The organism is Croceitalea sp. W27, from assembly GCF_055693185.1.
In genome coordinates this window covers 1958103-1975408 of the sequence record NZ_CM146327.1, presented here as the reverse complement: position 1 = coordinate 1975408, position 17306 = coordinate 1958103, and the positions used below count along the sequence as shown (strand labels likewise).

Here is a 17306-nt window from a genome sequence, read left to right as displayed (position 1 = left end):
AGTAACAGCTTTCCTATGTATTAAAAGAATTTAATGCCTAGCTTAAAGCAAGGTTTACTGCTTCTTGTGAGTGAATTAAAGTTGTATTAAAAGAAGGAAGAAATAACTCCTTATTAGGTATTAAAATAGGAAGTTCAGTACAACCTAAAATTACTCCTTCGGCACCCTTCTTTTGTAACTTTGAAATAATATTTAGACACTTTTCTTTTCCCTCTTTTGTGAACTTACCCTTAACTAGTTCATCATAAATTAAATCTTGAAGAAAATCTCTATCATTTTGTTCTGGCAATAAGACTTCAAGTTTATAATTATCCTCCAATTTTTTAGTATAAAAATCTTCTTCCATAGTAAATTTAGTGCCTAGCAGCGCTACTTTTTTGAGACCCTGTTTTTGGATAGCTTTACCAGTTGCTTCTGCAATATGAAGAAATGGAACTGTAATCGTTCCAGTTATAGCATCACTGACTAAATGAATGGTATTGGTACAAAGAATGACCATGTCTGCTCCAGCTTTTTCTAAAATAGAAGCGTGTTCACCCATTAGTTGACCAATTGCACTCCAATTACCCTCAAAACTCAATTTTTCAATCTCGGCAAAATCTACGGAGCTCATAATAATCTTTGCCGAATGTGTGCCACCTAGTTCTTGTTGTACTAATCTATTCATATATTCATAATATACTTTAGAGGATTCCCAACTCATACCCCCAATCAATCCGATTGTTTTCATAGTTATTTTGTTTTTGACATTTCTTCGGCCCCCAATATCTTTAGACTTAAAAACCAATTTAAAATAGCCTTTAGGGTAAGCCAACTTTTTGACTCTTCTTGTGTCGAACAACAAATTTCCGTTGTATTCATTTTTAGATTTCGCTAATTATAGATATGTTTATTTAAAAAATTACAATTCTTTACTTAAGCTTTGGGTATATGCTTTTATGACCTCTTCATTTCTTCTGTAATAGGTCCATTTTCCGTGCCTAGTAGGGATTACCAATTTGGCATTCTGCATGGAATTTAAATATGTTGAAATTGTAGATTGGGATAAACCAGTTTTATCTTGAATAAAACCTACACAAACCCCATCATCAAAATGGTCGATATCTTGATGAGGCGGAAAATTGTCCTCTGGATTTTTCAGCCATTTTAAAATATCAACCCGGGTTTGGTTTGCCAAAATCTTGCTTATTTCTACTATATTCACAGGGTAAAGATAATAATTATATTTATATATCTAGAATATTAGATATGTTTTAACATTAAAAGCAGCATTCTTGGAAACCCAATTCACAATTATCACTCAAAACCGGAAATTACTTTATCATTTTTTAAAACATACCCCACAAGAAGAATTGTTTAAAATACCTGAAGGATTTAACAACAACATTTGGTGGAATATTGCCCATGTGGTGGTCACAGAACAAAAATTGGTTTATGGATTGAGTCGATTACCACTTAACATTTCTAAAGTATTGGTGGAAAAGTATCAGAAAGGTACTGCACCTAAAGGGCACCCACCTGCAACCGAAGTGGAAGAAATCAAAAAATTACTTTTTTCACTTCCAGAAAAAACAAAATCGGATTATAATAATGGTATGTTCACGGATTTTAAAAGTTATATGACCACTCCCAAAGTAGAATTGAACTCTGTAGAAGATGCTATTGCCTTTAATGCATTTCATGAAGGGTTGCACCTTGGCAGCATTATGGCCTTGGCAAGAGTATTAAAGGTGTAGTTTTTATTTTAAGAAAGCACTTCGACAGGCTCAGTTTCACGCATAGTACTTGAAACTAAATTAGCACCCTGTACTTTTCTTTTAAGAACTGATTGGCATCCGTATAAGGAATTAGCAATTCAATCGCCCCATCGGCGTATGAAGCGACTTCGTACTGGTTGTAAATAAGTTGAATGCCTTCTTTGGTGAACCCTAAGTTTTTGGGTAGGTGAAAAACTTCACCAGAAAACATAAATCCCGTAGCGTTTATGGAGCCTTGTTCCGGAATTTCTTGATCATTTCTAAACTTTATTTCGGCAAAATCAATAAAACCTTCCAAATCTTTAAAAAGCTGGTAGTTTTCTAGTTCTACACTTTTTTCTTTATCGAAATTCAAAAAAATAGATTCGCTATGCCCATGGGCCCCACCAGTATAAGTATAGGTGTCTAAAATTATCGATAGCAAGAATGCGTTCTCGTAACGTATTTCTCCATTCGCCTTTGCTTCCCAGCCAATAGCTTCGTCATTAAATTCGTTCTTAAAACTTTGGTAGCCCTTACTAAATGAGGCCATGGCCTGTTCTACTGTATTTACATTACTACTATCCTCAAATTTTAAATGGTAGATGAGTTCTTCGTTGATTAAAGTATTAACTTTTTTGGCAATTCTTGTTTCGTTTAAAGCCCTAGGGATGGTAATATTAATTTTTGGGCAGTCATTGCAAGAATTATTTTTAAGTTCTGTAGTTTCGAACGTAAGCTTTGCTTCTTTTTCACAACCAATCAGAAGCAATATTATTAATAGGAAAACGGAAAGGTTTTTCATTAGGGCAAGTTAGATGTCAAAAATAAGCACTTGTCTTCAGTTATGGTAAGATTGATTACTCCAAAACTTAACAATACCTTTGTAATCATAATTTTATAGAATGAGCAAACAAGATTTAAAATTCAATAGTAAAACAATTCACGGAGGTCAAGAGCCAGATGCAGCTTATGGAGCAGTAATGCCGCCAATTTATCAAACCTCTACATATGCCCAAAGTACCCCTGGGGGTCATAAAGGATTTGAGTATTCACGAAGTGCCAACCCAACAAGAACAGCTTTGGAGAATTCGTTGGCCAGTATTGAAAATGGTTCGTATGGATTAGCTTTTGCAAGTGGATTGGCAGCTATCGATGCGGTAGTAAAATTGTTGAATCCTGGAGATGAGGTGGTTTCTACCAATGATCTCTACGGTGGCAGCTATCGAATTTTTAAGCAGATTTTTGAAAAATATGGGATCACCTTCCATTTTATAGGCATGCAATCCCTAGATAAAATAGAAGCTAAAATCAATGCAAACACCAAACTGATTTGGGTAGAAACACCGACCAACCCGATGATGAATGTTATTGATATTAAAGGAGTTTCTGCTTTGGCAAAAAAGCATGACTTGTTGTTGGCTGTAGATAATACTTTTGCTACACCCTATTTACAAAGACCTTTAGATTTGGGGGCAGATATTGTGATGCATTCCGCTACCAAATATTTAGGTGGCCATAGCGATGTTGTGGTAGGTGCTTTAGTTGTTAAAGACAAAGATTTGGCAGATAAATTATATTTTATCCAGAATGCCAGTGGTGCGGTTTGTGGCCCTATGGACAGTTTTTTAACCCTTCGCGGAATAAAGACGCTTCATGTGCGAATGCAGCGGCATTGTGAAAATGGAAAGGCGGTAGCAGCGTATTTGGCGAATCACCCTAAAATTGGAAAAGTGTACTGGCCTGGTTTTGAAAGTCACCCGAACCATGATGTGGCCAAGAGTCAAATGGATGATTTTGGTGGTATGATTTCTTTTGTGCCTAACGGTAGCAGTTATGAAGATGCTATCAAGATTGTAGAAAAACTAGAGATTTTTACGCTCGCCGAGTCACTCGGTGGAGTAGAAAGTTTGGCAGGTCATCCGGCGAGCATGACGCATGCAAGTATCCCGAAAGAAGAGCGTGAAAAGAGTGGTGTTGTAGATGCCTTAATAAGGCTTAGTGTTGGTATTGAAGATGCAGATGACCTTATTGCAGATTTAGAGCAGGCAATAGGCTAATCTTTTTTTGAAATATTTTCAAAAATAAGGTCTTCAAATTATACAAATAGCATAATTTTGCCGTTGAATTCCTAATTCAATAAAATATGCCCTTTTAAGGGTTAACAAATTATCAATCCTTTATGGAAGCAAAGATTAAAGCATTTATGGATGAGGTGAAGTCTAGAAATGGACACGAACCTGAATTTATTCAAGCTGTACAAGAGGTTGCAGAAACTGTAATTCCGTACATCGCGAAGCACAAAATTTATAACGGCAAGAATATTCTTTTACGAATGGTTGAGCCAGAACGCTTATTATCGTTTAGAGTGGCATGGGTAGATGATAATGGTGAAATTCATGTAAACCGCGGATACCGCATACAGATGAACTCTGCCATTGGCCCATACAAAGGAGGACTTCGTTTTCACCCTACGGTAAATGCAAGTGTATTAAAGTTTTTGGCTTTTGAACAAGTCTTTAAAAACAGTTTAACTACACTACCCATGGGTGGTGGTAAAGGAGGTTCGGATTTTGACCCTAAAGGAAAATCTGATGATGAGGTAATGCGCTTTTGCCATGCCTTTATGTTAGAATTGAATAGACATATAGGGCCTAATACCGATGTACCTGCCGGTGATATTGGTGTCGGAGCACGCGAAATTGGTTTCCTTTTCGGAATGTATAAGAAAATCAGAAATGAATTTACCGGGGTATTAACAGGTAAAGGTCGCTCTTGGGGCGGTTCTTTAATTCGCCCAGAAGCTACAGGTTACGGCACCGTTTATTTTGCCGATAGTATGCTGAAAACCAAAGGAGAATCTTTTAAAGGTAAAAAGGTTGTAATCTCAGGTTCAGGTAATGTTGCGCAATATGCTGCGGAAAAAGTATTGCAGCTTGGCGGTAAAGTATCGACACTTTCAGATTCTGGAGGATATATTCATGATAATGACGGTATTGATGCCGAAAAACTGGCTTTTGTGATGGATTTAAAGAACAACCGTCGCGGAAGAATTTCTGAGTATGCCGATAAATACGATTCAGCTACTTACCATGCTGGAAAAACGCCTTGGGAAGTGGCATGTGATATTGCATTACCCTGTGCTACACAAAATGAACTAGGCGGAGACGATGCCAAGACACTAATTAAAAATGGTTGTATATGCGTAGCAGAAGGTGCTAATATGCCATCGACACCTGAAGCTATTCATGAGTTCCACGAGGCGAGAATACTTTTCGCACCTGGTAAAGCTTCAAACGCTGGTGGGGTTGCTACTTCAGGGTTAGAAATGTCACAAAACTCTCTTCGTATTAGTTGGTCTCGTGAAGAGGTAGACCAAAGATTGAAAGACATTATGGAAGATATCCACAATTCTTGCGTAGAATTTGGAAAAGACGCTGACGGTTATTGCAACTACGTTAAAGGGGCAAATATCGCCGGATTCGTAAAAGTGGCCGATGCGATGCTAGCACAAGGTGTAATATAGGTTACCCTAAAAGATTGATTAAATGGCACAAGGATAATTCCTTTGTGCCATTTTTTGTACCTTCATTTTATATAAAATTATACCTTATGCGAACTATATTGGTTGTTTTAGCCACACTATCCATGTGTTCTTTACTTGGTCAAAAACCGACGAAACCAATATTCAACCAAAAGTCTTACCCCAAATTTAGGATAATGGATTCTTTGACGATAGGATCAAAGGACTCAAACTATATGAATGACTTATTCAATTTGCAAAAGAATGATAAAGTATTGGCGCAAAGCAACAATAGTATGCCGGTTTTTAAACCTAGCTACAATAATACTATGCCTATACATAAAATAGATACTGCCAGTATCTATTTTATAAGAGTTTATCCGAACACCAAAGACTAGCATGTTTCGCATGATGATATGCAGGTAACTACCAAAGCAATTATACTTTCGTCATTAAAATATGGCGATACCAGCCTTATTGTAAAAGCATTTACGCAATCAGACGGCTTAAAATCGTATCTCCTCAAGGGAGTTCTGGCTTCGAAAAAAGGAAAATTAAAAACCGCCTATTTTCAACCTTTAACACAGTTAGAATTAACGGCAAGCCATAAAAATAAAGGGACTTTAGAAACCATTAGGGAGGTTAAAGTATTATACCCTTATAAGACTTTGCACACCAATATTGTAAAGAATAGTTTGGTGCTTTTTTTAGCCGAAATGTTGGGCAGCAGTATTCAAGAAGAACAGCAAGACACGGGTTTATACGATTATCTCGAAAATAGTTTTCGGTGGTTGGATCGTAATGAAAAAATTGCCGATTTTCACTTGTTGTTTTTAGTGAATCTGACCAAGTTTTTGGGCTTCTATCCAGAGGAATCAGAGGGTACAGCAGCCTATTTCGATTTGTTAGAGGGGCAATTTGTTTCGAGCCCTACATTGAACCCTTTAATTGAAAATGAAAATACGACATATTTCAAAAAACTTTTGGGCATAAAATTTGATGCACTTAAAGAGATAAGAATAACCAAAGGTGTCCGTGAATCACTTTTAAAATCAGTAATTCTCTATTTTGAATTACATTTGCACGGATTTAGAAAACCCAAGTCTTTGGCCGTTTTAAATGCAGTTTTTGACTAGTATGCGCAATGTAGCTCTGCTTATTTTTTTCCTTCTAGTTTCTTTAGCGACCATGGCCCAACAGGCGGTTGTTTTAGATGCCGATTCTGGCAATGAGATAGTCAATGTTGCTGTTTTTAATCAAGATAAATCAAAAACAGCGGTCACCGATTTTGACGGTAGCTGCGACCTTTTCATTTTTGGCAAAAACGAGCGTATTACCTTTAAACACATAAGTTATGAGGCTATTACAACCACTATTGCCCAACTTTCAAAAAGAGGAAATCGGGTTTATCTAAATTTAAAACCGGAACAATTAGAAGAGGTGGTGATGTCTGTTTCAAAGTGGGAACAACAACGCAAAGATGTCCCACAAAAAATAGTGGCTATAGACGCTAGGACTATTGCGTTTACAAACCCGCAAACCTCAGCGGACCTATTACAAAATAGTGGTAAGGTCTTTGTTCAAAAGAGTCAGTTAGGCGGTGGCAGCCCTTTAATTAGAGGTTTTGCAACCAATCGATTACTACTCTCTGTAGACGGCGTACGTATGAACAACGCCATTTTTAGGGGCGGAAATGTTCAAAACGTTATTTCGATAGACCCTTTTACCATTAAGAATACCGAAATTATATTTGGCCCAGGTTCTGTTATTTATGGTAGTGACGCCATTGGTGGGGTAATGAATTTTTTTACGCAAGACCCTAGGTTTTCATATACCGATAGCCTTACTTTTTCAGGTAAGGCGGCCTATCGGTTTGCTACTGCAAATAATGAGAATACCGTACACCTAGATTTTAACTTGGGGCACCAAACTTGGGCCTCGTACACTAGTTTCACTTACAATAGTTTTGGTGATTTAATGATGGGTGAACATGGCCCTGACTCGTATTTGCGAAACAATTTTGTCGCCCGTGAAAATGGTCAAGACATCTTGGTACAGAATAACGACCCTAAAAAACAAGTGCCTTCGGGCTATGACCAGATTAATTTTCTTCAAAAATTTAGATATCGACCTAACAGAAATTGGAATTATGATTTAGGCCTGTATTATTCCGAAACTTCTGATTATTCACGTTACGACCGTCTAATTAGACCAGACGACGCTGGTACTGGCCTTCGTTCTGCAGAGTGGTTCTACGGTCCGCAAAAATGGTTTATGACCAATTTGCGAGCAACGCAGCAGGGAAAAAATCGGTTTTACGATGGTTTAAAAATTACGGCGGCTTATCAGTTTTTTGAAGAAAGTAGAATTAGTAGAAACTTTCAAGAAGTTGTTCGAAATACGACAACCGAACAGGTAGATGCCCTATCGTTAAACCTTGATTTTGAAAACAAGAAAATCGGGAATCTTCGTTTGTATTATGGTGCCGAATATATTTTTAATAAAATAGGCTCTACCGGGCAAAATCTAAACATTGATACAGGTGAAATCTCGGGTGCAGTTTCTAGACATCCGGATGGTTCTACTTGGCAGACGCTGGCGGGTTATATTAATGGAGAGTATCAAATTCAGCCCAATCTGACCCTGTTATCAGGATTGCGATACAGCCAGGTTTATGTAAATGCTGATTTTGATACTACCTTTTTTCCCTTTCCTTTTGAGGAGGCCAGCGTAAGCTCTGGGGCACTTACAGGTAGTTTGGGTATGAGTTGGTTTCCAAAAGCTGATTTACAGATTACTTTAAACGGATCAACTGGTTTTAGGGCACCAAATATTGATGATATTGGAAAGGTTTTTGATTCTGAACCTGGTTCGGTAGTAGTGCCAAACCCTGATTTGGTTTCAGAATATGCATACAATGCGGAGCTAGGGGTAAGTAAGAATTTTAATGATAAATTGGTGTTGAAAGGTGCCGCTTTTTACACCTATTTGGTAGACGCTTTGGTGCGTAGGGATTTTGAGTTCAATGGGCAGTCTCAAATTGAATATAATGGCGAATTGAGCAATGTACAGGCCATACAGAATGCTGCCAAAGCCTATGTATATGGCTTTGAGTTTGGCGTGGAGGCTTTTATGAACGAGAATTGGTCTTTCTTAGGGAATTTGACTTTAACTGAGGGTGTAGAAGAGGATGATGATGGAACCGATTCTGCTGCACGCCACGTCGCCCCGACCTTTGCAGATGCCCACCTAGTATGGAAAAACCAGAAACTTAAGGCAGATTTTTTCTTGAACTATAATGGCGAAATCCCTTTTGCAGATTTGGCCATTTCAGAACGTAACAAGCCTTTTATTTATGCCAGTGACCAAAACGGCAACCCTTTTTCACCATCTTGGTATACGCTTAACTTTCGCTCGCAGTACCAGATTTCGAATGCCTTAAAAACAACATTGAGTTTAGAGAATATTACGAATCAACGTTACCGAACATACTCTTCCGGTATTGTAGCACCGGGCACAAATTTGATTTTGGGGCTAGGGTATACGTTCTAAAAACAAAAACCCCAACCAATAAAGGCTAGGGTTTTTAAATGATTTGGAACAAAAGTGTTTAGTGGTCGTCAGTCGCTTCCTCTACTTCTTTCGCTACTTTATTAGCGGCATCTTTTACTTCATCACCGGCTTTGGTCATGGCATCTTTAGCGTCAGCACCCATTTTTTCGGCACCTTCTTTTAAGTTTTCACCAGCTTTTTTAATGCTATCCATGGCACTTTCAGCTCCTTCTTTCATTTCCTCTCCAACTTCTTTTGCTTTATCCATTGCATTTTCACCAGCTTCTTTAAGATCGTCTCCGGCTTCTTTTAAGTTGTCACCAGCTTCTTCTAATGCACTTTCTGTTGCCTCGGCAGCGTCTTCAGCTTTCTTTTCTACCTCTTTACAAGAAGTTAAAACAGAAGCTGTCATTGATAATGCCAATACGGCAAGAAATACTTTTTTCATTTTTAATAGTTTTTGTGTTTGTTATGGTACATATACGGTTAAAAATAGGTTTTAGATGTAAACCGTTACATATTAGACACATTATACGCATTTAGGTCACTGAATACGATTGAAATCCATCTAAATTTTTATTTTTGCAAACTTGGAATTCTTGAAGAAAGCCTATATGAAGTTTGCAGAGTATAAAGGATTGAACTTGCCAAAAGTGGCCGATGAAATATTGGACTACTGGAAGGAGAATAACATCTTCGAAAAAAGTGTCGCTACACGTGAGGGTAAGAAAAGTTATGTCTTTTACGAAGGGCCACCTTCGGCAAACGGAATGCCAGGTATTCATCACGTAATGGCACGTACCATAAAGGATATTTTCCCTAGGTATAAAACAATGAAGGGCTTTCAGGTAAAGCGCAAGGCGGGTTGGGATACGCATGGTCTGCCCATAGAACTTGGTGTAGAAAAAGAACTGGGTATTACCAAAGAAGATATAGGTGCTAAAATTTCTGTTGAAGAATATAATGCTGCTTGTAAAAAAGCGGTGATGCGCTACACCGATGTGTGGAACGAGATGACCGAAAAAGTAGGCTATTGGGTAGATATGGATGATCCATACATTACCTACAAGTCGAAATACATGGAATCTGTTTGGTGGTTGCTGAAACAGATTTATGACAAGGGTTTAATTTATAAAGGCTACACCATTCAGCCTTATTCTCCAAAAGCGGGAACCGGTTTAAGCTCACATGAGTTGAATCAGCCTGGAACGTATCAAGATGTAACGGATACAACAGTAACCGCCCAATTTAAAGCGGTTGAAAGTACTTTGCCAGAATTCTTAAAAAGATTTGACCATTTACATTTCTTGGCTTGGACGACAACGCCATGGACCTTACCAAGTAATACGGCATTGACTGTTGGCGCTAAAATTGATTATGTGGTGGTGGCAACATACAACCAATATACTTTTGAGCCAGTACATGTAATCTTGGCCAAAAATTTGGTAAACAAGCAATTTACAGGAAAGTATGAGCAGACCGACGATGTTGCGGTACTTTCTGGTTATTCTAAGGAAAACAAAAAAATACCTTATCTAATCGCTGCCGAGTGTAAAGGGGCAGACCTTTTAGAAATTAGATATGAGCAACTAATAGATTATGCTTCTCCATACCAAAACGCTGAAAATGCGTTTCGGGTTATTGCTGGCGATTTTGTTACCACTGAAGATGGTACCGGTATTGTGCATACCGCACCTACATTTGGAGCAGATGATGCCCTGGTGGCTAAATTGGCAAAGCCAGAAGTACCGCCTTTATTGGTGCTGGATGAAAGTAAAAATCCGGTTCCGCTCGTTGACTTGCAGGGCAAGTTTAGACCTGAACTTAAGGAGTTTGGGGGTAAATACGTAAAGAACGAGTATTATAATGATGGCGAAGCTCCTGAACGATCTATCGATGTAGAAATCGCCATTAAGTTAAAAGAAGAGAACAAGGCTTTTAAGGTAGAAAAGTATGTACACAGTTACCCTAACTGTTGGCGTACCGATAAGCCCATTTTATATTATCCTCTAGATTCATGGTTCATCAAAATAACGGATGTCAAAGACCGAATGTTCGAACTCAATGAAACTATTAATTGGAAACCAAAATCAACTGGTGAAGGCCGTTTTGGCAATTGGTTGGCCAATGCGAATGACTGGAATCTTTCACGCTCGCGCTATTGGGGTATTCCATTGCCTATTTGGCGTACAGAAGATGGTTCGGAACAATTAATGATTGGCTCGGTTTCGGAACTTAAGGCCGAAATGGCAAAAGCTATAGAAGCAGGAGTTCTTGAAAAAGACATTTTTGAAGACTTTGTTGTGGGTGACATGAGTGAAGCGAACTACGATAAAATCGATCTACATAAAAACATTGTAGACCAAATAACATTGGTTTCTTCTTCTGGTAAGTCTATGAAGCGTGAGTCTGACCTTATTGATGTTTGGTTCGATAGTGGTTCAATGCCCTATGCGCAATGGCATTATCCTTTTGAGAATAAGGATTTGATTGATAAAGGAGAGACTTTTCCGGCAGATTTTATAGCGGAAGGTGTAGACCAAACTAGAGGTTGGTTCTATACTTTGCATGCGATAGGGACCATGGTTTTTGATGCTGTGGCGTACAAGAACGTGGTATCGAACGGACTTGTATTGGATAAAGAAGGTAAGAAGATGTCCAAACGTTTGGGTAACGCGGTTGACCCCTTTGTTACCCTGCCAGAACACGGCGCAGACGCTACGCGTTGGTATATGATTTCCAATGCCAATCCGTGGGATAATTTAAAATTTGATATCGACGGTATCGTTGAAGTAAAACGAAAGTTTTTTGGCACACTTTATAACACCTATTCGTTCTTTTCTTTATACGCAAATATTGATGAGTTCAGTTATGCCGAAAAAGAAATTGAATTGGCCGATAGACCAGAGTTGGATCAATGGATATTGTCTGAATTGAATACCATAATTCAAAAAGTGGATGAAGCCTATAATGACTACGAGCCAACCAGGGCTGCACGTGTTATTTCAGACTTCGTACAAGAAAACTTAAGCAATTGGTATGTACGTTTGAGCAGAAGACGTTTCTGGAAAGGTGATTATCAGCATGATAAAATTTCGGCATACCAGACTTTGTATAGCTGTTTAAAAACGGTTGCAAAATTATCGGCACCGATCGCTCCATTCTTTATGGACAGATTGTATAAAGATTTGGATGCAGTTACCGGTAAAGAGGGCTTTGAAAGTGTGCATTTGGCAAACTTCCCGGCTTTTGATAAAACAATGGTAAATGCCAATCTAGAAAGTAAAATGCAGACGGCACAAAAGATTTCATCTTTAGTTTTATCCATCCGTCAGAAAGAAAAAATCAAGGTTCGCCAGCCCTTACAAAAGATAATGGTGCCTGTTTTAAATGATTCGCAACGGTCCGAAATCGAAGCAGTTGTAGATCTTATTAAATCAGAAGTCAATGTAAAGGAAATAGAACTGATGGATGATGCATCAGGAATTCTAGTGAAGCAAATAAAACCTAATTTTAAAGTTTTGGGACCAAAATTTGGCAAAGACATGAAGGCCGTAGCCAATGCAGTCAATGCTTTACAAAAGGAAGATATCCAAAAAATCGAGCAGGAAGGCGAAATAACGCTGGAATTGGATAATAAAAGTATTAATTTACAGTTGTCTGATGTAGAAATCTTCTCTCAAGACATCGAAGGATGGTTGGTAGCGACTTCTGGTCCGTTAACAGTCGCCTTGGACGTTACAATTGACGAAAGTCTTAAAAATGAGGGAATTGCTAGAGAATTGGTAAATAGAATCCAGAATTTAAGAAAAGAATCTGGTTTTGAGGTTACCGATAAAATAGATTTAAAAATATTAAAGGATGGTTTTATCGAAAAAGCCATTGCGGCTAACGAGACATATTTAAAGAGCGAAACACTAACAGCAGAACTAGTATATGAAGAACGTTTAGAAGAAGGCACGGAAATTGCTTTCGATGACGTGAACACTAAATTGTTTATCCAAAAACACTAAAAATGGCACAAGATTTAAAAGTTAGATACTCAGATAAAGACCTTGGGGAGTTTAAGGTCTTAATCGAAGAAAAAATAGAAAAGGCAAAGAATCACTTAGAGTTGTTGAAAAGCGCCTATATGAACGATGGTAATAACGGTACTGATGATACTTCACCTACCTTTAAAGCTTTTGAAGAGGGTTCTGAAACCATGAGCAAAGAGGCTAATACGCAATTAGCTATAAGACAAGAGAAGTTTATTCGTGATTTAAAGAACGCTTTGCTCAGAATTGAGAACAAAACCTATGGTATTTGCCGTGTAACCGGTAAGCTGATTAATAAAGAGCGCCTTAAACTAGTTCCTCACGCGACATTGAGCATTGAGGCCAAAAATATGCAGAAATAATAAAAACGCCTTAGGGCGTTTTTTTGTTGATGAGGATTCTATTAGTAGTTATAACAGTTTTGCTTTTAACCCATTCGTTGATGGGGCAAAAAACAATCCGTAAAACGATTATAAATTCTGAAAAGCAGTCCATACAAGTTGACACCAAAAATTGTTATCTGGTTACGCTAGAAACTTCTAAAGAGAGCGAGTTAAAAGTAGAGGCGAGTATAGAGGGGGAATATGAAAAAGATTTGGCTGTAAAGATTGAAGAAGATGGGGCTAACGTACTAGTAAGTGCGGACTTTTTGCCCAATTTTGTTGCCCCAAACGATAAGTTAAGTGCGCATAAGGTAATTTCTATTTCACTCAAAATTACGATTCCCAGTTATTGTAATGTAAATGTCTATGGCACAAACAGTAAAGTATTGGCTTCGGGGAAATACAAGTACTTAAAAGTAAGTTCCGATACAGGGGATTGCAGTATGGTTAATGTTGTTGAAAATGTAGAAGTAAAGACACAGAAAGGAACAATTAACATTACTGCAAAAGAAGGAAAAATAACGGCAGAAAGTACTTATGGTAAGGTGCAATTAGCAAAAATTCCCACAGGAAATTCAAGTTACAGACTTGTCTCCGTAGAAGGGGATATCTACGTAAATAAAACCGATTAATATGGCTATTTTTGCCCCAGTTATCAAATAGAAATGAATTTAAAGAAATCTATTTTACTTATTGTTATCATCTTGGTCATAGACCAATTGAGCAAAATATATATTAAAACAAATTTTGTTTTAGGCGAATCTGTTCAGGTTTTTAGCTGGTTTAAAATTTTGTTTATTGAAAACGAAGGGGCTGCTTGGGGTACAAAGCTTAGCGATATTCTACCTATTTCTGAGTCATTAGGAAAATTGTTTTTAACCATATTCCGTTTATTCGCGATTTTCGGTATAGGGTATTGGCTTTTTGATATCATCAAAAAGAAATCTCCCAAAGTACTGATACTTGCCGTATCCTTGATTTTTGCTGGGGCCTTGGGTAATATTATAGACTCTGTTTTTTACGGACTGTTGTTTAATGACAGTAATAACCAAGTTGCCGAATTGTTTTCTAATGAACCTTACGGTAATATCTTTTATGGAAAAGTGGTAGACATGCTGTACTTTCCTTTGATTGATACTACTTGGCCAGAATGGGTGCCTCGTGTTGGAGGTAAAAACTTTCGATTTTTCGAACCTATTTTTAATATCGCGGATACTGCGATAAGCACTGGGGTCGGAATTTTGATTTTCTTTAATAAAAGAGCCTTCGCAAAGACAGAAAGTTAAAATTCATATACTTTTTCTGGTGTAACGCAGTAGTCTAAAGGTATGTCATGCTTGTCAACATCTTCGATTTCCCTTTCAGCTTCAAAAAAAGATAGCCCTATTTTTAAGACATTGGCATTGCATTTTTCGAGAAATGTATCGTAAAACCCTTTTCCGTATCCTACTCTATTTCCTTTTAAATCAAAAGCAAGTAGGGGGATAAAAACAACTTCTAGTTGTTTTTCATCAATAAGAATACCATTTACGGGTTCTGGAATATTCCATTTGTTTTTTTTGAGCAGTGTGCTGTCGGTAAGAAGAAAATGCTCCAGTTGCTTTTCTCCCACTGTTTTAGGTACAATAACATTTTTATCCTTACCATGAAGCAAGGTTAAAAGATAAGAGGTATCAACCTCTTTACTTTCGGTAATGGTCAAGAAAACATGATAATAAAAAAAACTCCAAATATTCATTTGGAGTATATTATTGGAAATTTTTAAACTCTGACTTTGTATGGTTTCGAAACTAAGTTTTCTCCTTTTGTTTCGGTAGGCCTCTCTAAGTTCAATTTTTCGCATCTAACTTCTTAAAATAGAAGATACTGTTGGGGGCAGTTTAAGATAAGTTCTACTCTCTCGTTGAGACAGCAAAGTAGATTTTGAAGAAAAGCATCAAAATCAGATACATACCTAAAACAATTAAATAGTTTTCCATAGGGGGTAACTTTAATTTGATTTAAATATAAAGAAAAATTTTACATACAACCTATGAACTGCGCAATTTTATCGTTGAATTACACTTTTTTTTGTAGTTTTTTTAAGAAAAAGAAAATTAATTCTTCAGTTTAATGTAATAGTTAACAACAACATACTATGTATTTAGGTTTTGTAAACCACATGTAATTCTAAGGTTATCACATTGATTTTTGAGTTAAAAAATTAAAAACGATTCATGCTTTTTTAAAAAGGTAGTAATTTAACCAAGTGTACTGCACCTTAAATTTCTTAAAGCTCACATGGTACATTTACCGATTGAAGTTCAAATAAGTTCGTTGCCCAATAGCCCCGGTGTTTATCAGTTTTACGATGAATCCGATACTATTATTTATGTAGGTAAGGCTAAAAATCTCAAGAAACGGGTGTCATCATACTTTACCAAAAACCACGAATATGGAAAGACGCGGGTATTGGTGAAAAAAATAAGGTCTATCAAGCATATTGTAGTAGCTACCGAATCAGATGCATTACTACTTGAAAATAATTTTATTAAAAAATACCAACCTAGGTATAATGTGTTGCTTAAAGACGATAAGTCTTACCCCTGGATTTGTATAAAAAATGAGCGTTTCCCTCGGATATTTCCAACCAGAAAGTTGATTAAGGATGGGTCGGAATATTTTGGTCCGTACACGAGTATGAAGACGGTAAAGACACTTTTGGATTTGATTAAAAGTGTTTATCCACTAAGAACATGTAATTATGACCTTTCGGAGGAGAAAATAAATGCTGGCAAGTACAAGCGATGTCTTGAGTTTCATTTGGGTAATTGTAAAGCACCGTGTGAAAATTTGCAAGAAGCCGTCGAATATCACAAACAAATAGATGATATTAGAGACATCATCAAGGGAAACTTTAAAAGCTCATTACTCTATTTTAAACATCAGATGAAAACGCTCGCAGCAGAAATGGAGTTTGAAAAAGCGCAGCGTATCAAAGAGAAAATAGAAGTATTGGAAAACTACCAGGTAAAATCGACAGTTGTCAATCCTAAAATTAGCAATGTTGATATTTTCTCTATTTTTTCTGATGAGACCCATGCCTACGTGAATTTTTTACAAGTTTCTCACGGATTAATTATAAGATCACACACCCTAGAAATAAAAAAGAAACTAGAAGAAACAGATGAAGAGTTATTGCAATTGGCCATCGTTGAACTGCGCCAACGTTTTAAATCTGATTCTAAAGAATTGTACCTGCCTTTTGCCGTTGAAGTGGATAAGGATGTTAAGATTACTATCCCAAAATTAGGAGATAAGAAAAAACTATTGGATCTATCAACCCGAAATGCCAAATTCTTCAGGCAAGAGCGCTTTAAGCAAATAAAAATAGTAGACCCAGATCGCCACGCCAAACGTATCATGGCACAAATCAAGTCCGACTTAAGGTTGTCCGAAGCCCCAACACATATAGAGTGTTTTGACAACTCTAATATTCAAGGAACTAATCCCGTAGCGGCCTGTGTTGTTTTTAGAGACGGTAAGCCGGCAAAGAAAGAGTACCGCCATTATAATATAAAGACGGTTGAAGGTCCAGATGATTTTGCCTCAATGGAAGAGGTCGTATTTAGAAGGTATAAAAGACTGTTGAACGAGGCTCAAGATTTGCCACAGTTAATTGTAATTGACGGTGGCAAAGGGCAATTATCATCAGCACTAAAGAGCCTAGACATTTTAGGTTTAAGAGGTAAAATTGCTATTATAGGTATAGCCAAGCGGTTGGAAGAAATCTATTTTCCTGAAGACCCGATTCCTCTATACCTAGATAAAAAATCCGAAACGCTAAAAATTATCCAACAACTTCGTAACGAGGCGCACCGTTTTGGTATTTCTTTTCACAGAAATAAGCGAAGTAAAGCAGCCATTAATTCAGAGCTGGAAAAGATTGAAGGTATAGGCGGGAAAACCGCTGAGCAATTGCTTAAAAGTTTTAAATCGGTAAAAAGAATACGCGAGGCATCAATAGATAATCTGGCAAAGTCAATAGGTATGGCCAAAGCCAAAAAAGTTTATGAATCATTTCATTAAGAATGGA

The 17306-nt window shown here is 37.3% G+C and carries 16 protein-coding genes; 11 read left to right on the top strand and 5 right to left on the bottom strand.

Features of this window, described 5'->3' with window-relative positions; translation table 11 throughout:
- Nucleotides 1-37 precede the first annotated feature (37 nt).
- Nucleotides 38-730, bottom strand: coding sequence for an aspartate/glutamate racemase family protein (locus tag ACZ1GR_RS08905; RefSeq protein ID WP_472611775.1), 693 nt, complete (start codon nt 728-730; stop codon nt 38-40).
- Nucleotides 731-901: 171 nt separating this feature from the next.
- Entirely contained in the window at nt 902-1177 is a 276-nt protein-coding gene (locus ACZ1GR_RS08900; protein WP_472611774.1) for an ArsR/SmtB family transcription factor, read from the bottom strand.
- A gap of 97 nt (nt 1178-1274) precedes the next feature.
- Here ACZ1GR_RS08900 and ACZ1GR_RS08895 point away from each other — a divergent pair, with 97 nt between their 5' ends.
- On the top strand, nt 1275-1736 hold the full coding sequence (locus ACZ1GR_RS08895; protein ID WP_472611773.1) for a DinB family protein: 462 nt from the start codon (nt 1275-1277) through the stop codon (nt 1734-1736).
- Between the two features lie 55 nt (nt 1737-1791).
- Here ACZ1GR_RS08895 and ACZ1GR_RS08890 read toward each other — a convergent pair whose 3' ends face one another.
- On the bottom strand, nt 1792-2541 hold the full coding sequence (locus tag ACZ1GR_RS08890) for a DUF3298 and DUF4163 domain-containing protein (RefSeq protein ID WP_472611772.1): 750 nt from the start codon (nt 2539-2541) through the stop codon (nt 1792-1794).
- Between the two features lie 100 nt (nt 2542-2641).
- On the opposite strand from ACZ1GR_RS08890, the gene ACZ1GR_RS08885 reads away from it, so the two are divergent.
- The 5 genes from ACZ1GR_RS08885 to ACZ1GR_RS08865 all read left to right on the top strand — a co-directional run bounded on the left by ACZ1GR_RS08885 (nt 2642) and on the right by ACZ1GR_RS08865 (nt 8811).
- Nucleotides 2642-3796, top strand: coding sequence for a cystathionine gamma-synthase (locus tag ACZ1GR_RS08885; RefSeq protein ID WP_472611771.1), 1155 nt, complete (start codon nt 2642-2644; stop codon nt 3794-3796).
- A gap of 122 nt (nt 3797-3918) precedes the next feature.
- Nucleotides 3919-5262, top strand: a complete 1344-nt coding sequence (gdhA, locus tag ACZ1GR_RS08880) for an NADP-specific glutamate dehydrogenase (protein ID WP_377766177.1) — start codon at nt 3919-3921, stop codon at nt 5260-5262.
- A gap of 194 nt (nt 5263-5456) precedes the next feature.
- Nucleotides 5457-5657, top strand: coding sequence for a hypothetical protein (locus ACZ1GR_RS08875; protein WP_472611770.1), 201 nt, complete (start codon nt 5457-5459; stop codon nt 5655-5657).
- An 18-nt stretch (nt 5658-5675) separates the two neighbouring features.
- Entirely contained in the window at nt 5676-6395 is a 720-nt protein-coding gene (gene recO / locus ACZ1GR_RS08870) for a DNA repair protein RecO (RefSeq protein WP_472611769.1), read from the top strand.
- Nucleotides 6379-8811: a TonB-dependent receptor gene (locus ACZ1GR_RS08865; protein WP_472611768.1), complete on the top strand. Its 2433-nt coding sequence runs from the start codon at nt 6379-6381 to the stop codon at nt 8809-8811. Before recO ends, ACZ1GR_RS08865 begins: the two co-directional genes overlap by 17 nt.
- Before the next feature lie 58 nt (nt 8812-8869).
- On the opposite strand, the gene ACZ1GR_RS08860 is transcribed toward ACZ1GR_RS08865, so the two are convergent.
- Complete coding sequence (locus ACZ1GR_RS08860) at nt 8870-9259, bottom strand: hypothetical protein (RefSeq protein WP_377766173.1); 390 nt, start codon at nt 9257-9259, stop codon at nt 8870-8872.
- A 166-nt stretch (nt 9260-9425) separates the two neighbouring features.
- Here ACZ1GR_RS08860 and ileS point away from each other — a divergent pair, with 166 nt between their 5' ends.
- From ileS to ACZ1GR_RS08840, 4 genes are all read left to right on the top strand, one after another.
- Nucleotides 9426-12824, top strand: a complete 3399-nt coding sequence (gene ileS / locus ACZ1GR_RS08855; RefSeq protein WP_472611809.1) for an isoleucine--tRNA ligase — start codon at nt 9426-9428, stop codon at nt 12822-12824.
- A gap of 2 nt (nt 12825-12826) precedes the next feature.
- Entirely contained in the window at nt 12827-13210 is a 384-nt protein-coding gene (locus tag ACZ1GR_RS08850; RefSeq protein WP_472611767.1) for a TraR/DksA family transcriptional regulator, read from the top strand.
- A gap of 80 nt (nt 13211-13290) precedes the next feature.
- Nucleotides 13291-13863, top strand: a complete 573-nt coding sequence (locus tag ACZ1GR_RS08845) for a hypothetical protein (protein ID WP_472611766.1) — start codon at nt 13291-13293, stop codon at nt 13861-13863.
- A gap of 33 nt (nt 13864-13896) precedes the next feature.
- A complete protein-coding gene (locus ACZ1GR_RS08840; RefSeq protein WP_472611765.1) occupies nt 13897-14517 on the top strand; it encodes a lipoprotein signal peptidase in 621 nt (206 codons plus the stop codon).
- Here ACZ1GR_RS08840 and ACZ1GR_RS08835 read toward each other — a convergent pair.
- Nucleotides 14514-15074 (bottom strand): 5-formyltetrahydrofolate cyclo-ligase, encoded by a 561-nt coding sequence (locus ACZ1GR_RS08835; protein WP_472611764.1) that lies wholly within the window; start codon nt 15072-15074, stop codon nt 14514-14516. The genes ACZ1GR_RS08840 and ACZ1GR_RS08835 overlap by 4 nt on opposite strands.
- Nucleotides 15075-15511: 437 nt before the next feature.
- Here ACZ1GR_RS08835 and uvrC point away from each other — a divergent pair, with 437 nt between their 5' ends.
- The gene (uvrC, locus tag ACZ1GR_RS08830) at nt 15512-17299 is read left to right on the top strand and encodes an excinuclease ABC subunit UvrC (protein WP_472611763.1); all 1788 of its coding nucleotides are present in this window, start codon (nt 15512-15514) and stop codon (nt 17297-17299) included.
- Nucleotides 17300-17306 lie beyond the last annotated feature (7 nt).

Bases quoted from the DNA above. Each gene is read 5' to 3' on its own strand.
- ACZ1GR_RS08905 (WP_472611775.1), bottom strand. From the start codon at position 730: ATGAAAACAATCGGATTGATTGGGGGTATGAGTTGGGAATCCTCTAAA.
- ACZ1GR_RS08890 (WP_472611772.1), bottom strand. From the start codon at position 2,541: ATGAAAAACCTTTCCGTTTTCCTATTAATAATATTGCTTCTGATTGGT.
- ACZ1GR_RS08885 (WP_472611771.1), top strand. From the start codon at position 2,642: ATGAGCAAACAAGATTTAAAATTCAATAGTAAAACAATTCACGGAGGT.
- gdhA (WP_377766177.1), top strand. From the start codon at position 3,919: ATGGAAGCAAAGATTAAAGCATTTATGGATGAGGTGAAGTCTAGAAAT.
- ACZ1GR_RS08875 (WP_472611770.1), top strand. From the start codon at position 5,457: ATGGATTCTTTGACGATAGGATCAAAGGACTCAAACTATATGAATGAC.
- recO (WP_472611769.1), top strand. From the start codon at position 5,676: ATGCAGGTAACTACCAAAGCAATTATACTTTCGTCATTAAAATATGGC.
- ACZ1GR_RS08865 (WP_472611768.1), top strand. From the start codon at position 6,379: ATGCAGTTTTTGACTAGTATGCGCAATGTAGCTCTGCTTATTTTTTTC.
- ACZ1GR_RS08860 (WP_377766173.1), bottom strand. From the start codon at position 9,259: ATGAAAAAAGTATTTCTTGCCGTATTGGCATTATCAATGACAGCTTCT.
- ileS (WP_472611809.1), top strand. From the start codon at position 9,426: ATGAAGTTTGCAGAGTATAAAGGATTGAACTTGCCAAAAGTGGCCGAT.
- ACZ1GR_RS08850 (WP_472611767.1), top strand. From the start codon at position 12,827: ATGGCACAAGATTTAAAAGTTAGATACTCAGATAAAGACCTTGGGGAG.
- ACZ1GR_RS08845 (WP_472611766.1), top strand. From the start codon at position 13,291: ATGGGGCAAAAAACAATCCGTAAAACGATTATAAATTCTGAAAAGCAG.
- ACZ1GR_RS08840 (WP_472611765.1), top strand. From the start codon at position 13,897: ATGAATTTAAAGAAATCTATTTTACTTATTGTTATCATCTTGGTCATA.
- ACZ1GR_RS08835 (WP_472611764.1), bottom strand. From the start codon at position 15,074: ATGCGAAAAATTGAACTTAGAGAGGCCTACCGAAACAAAAGGAGAAAA.
- uvrC (WP_472611763.1), top strand. From the start codon at position 15,512: ATGGTACATTTACCGATTGAAGTTCAAATAAGTTCGTTGCCCAATAGC.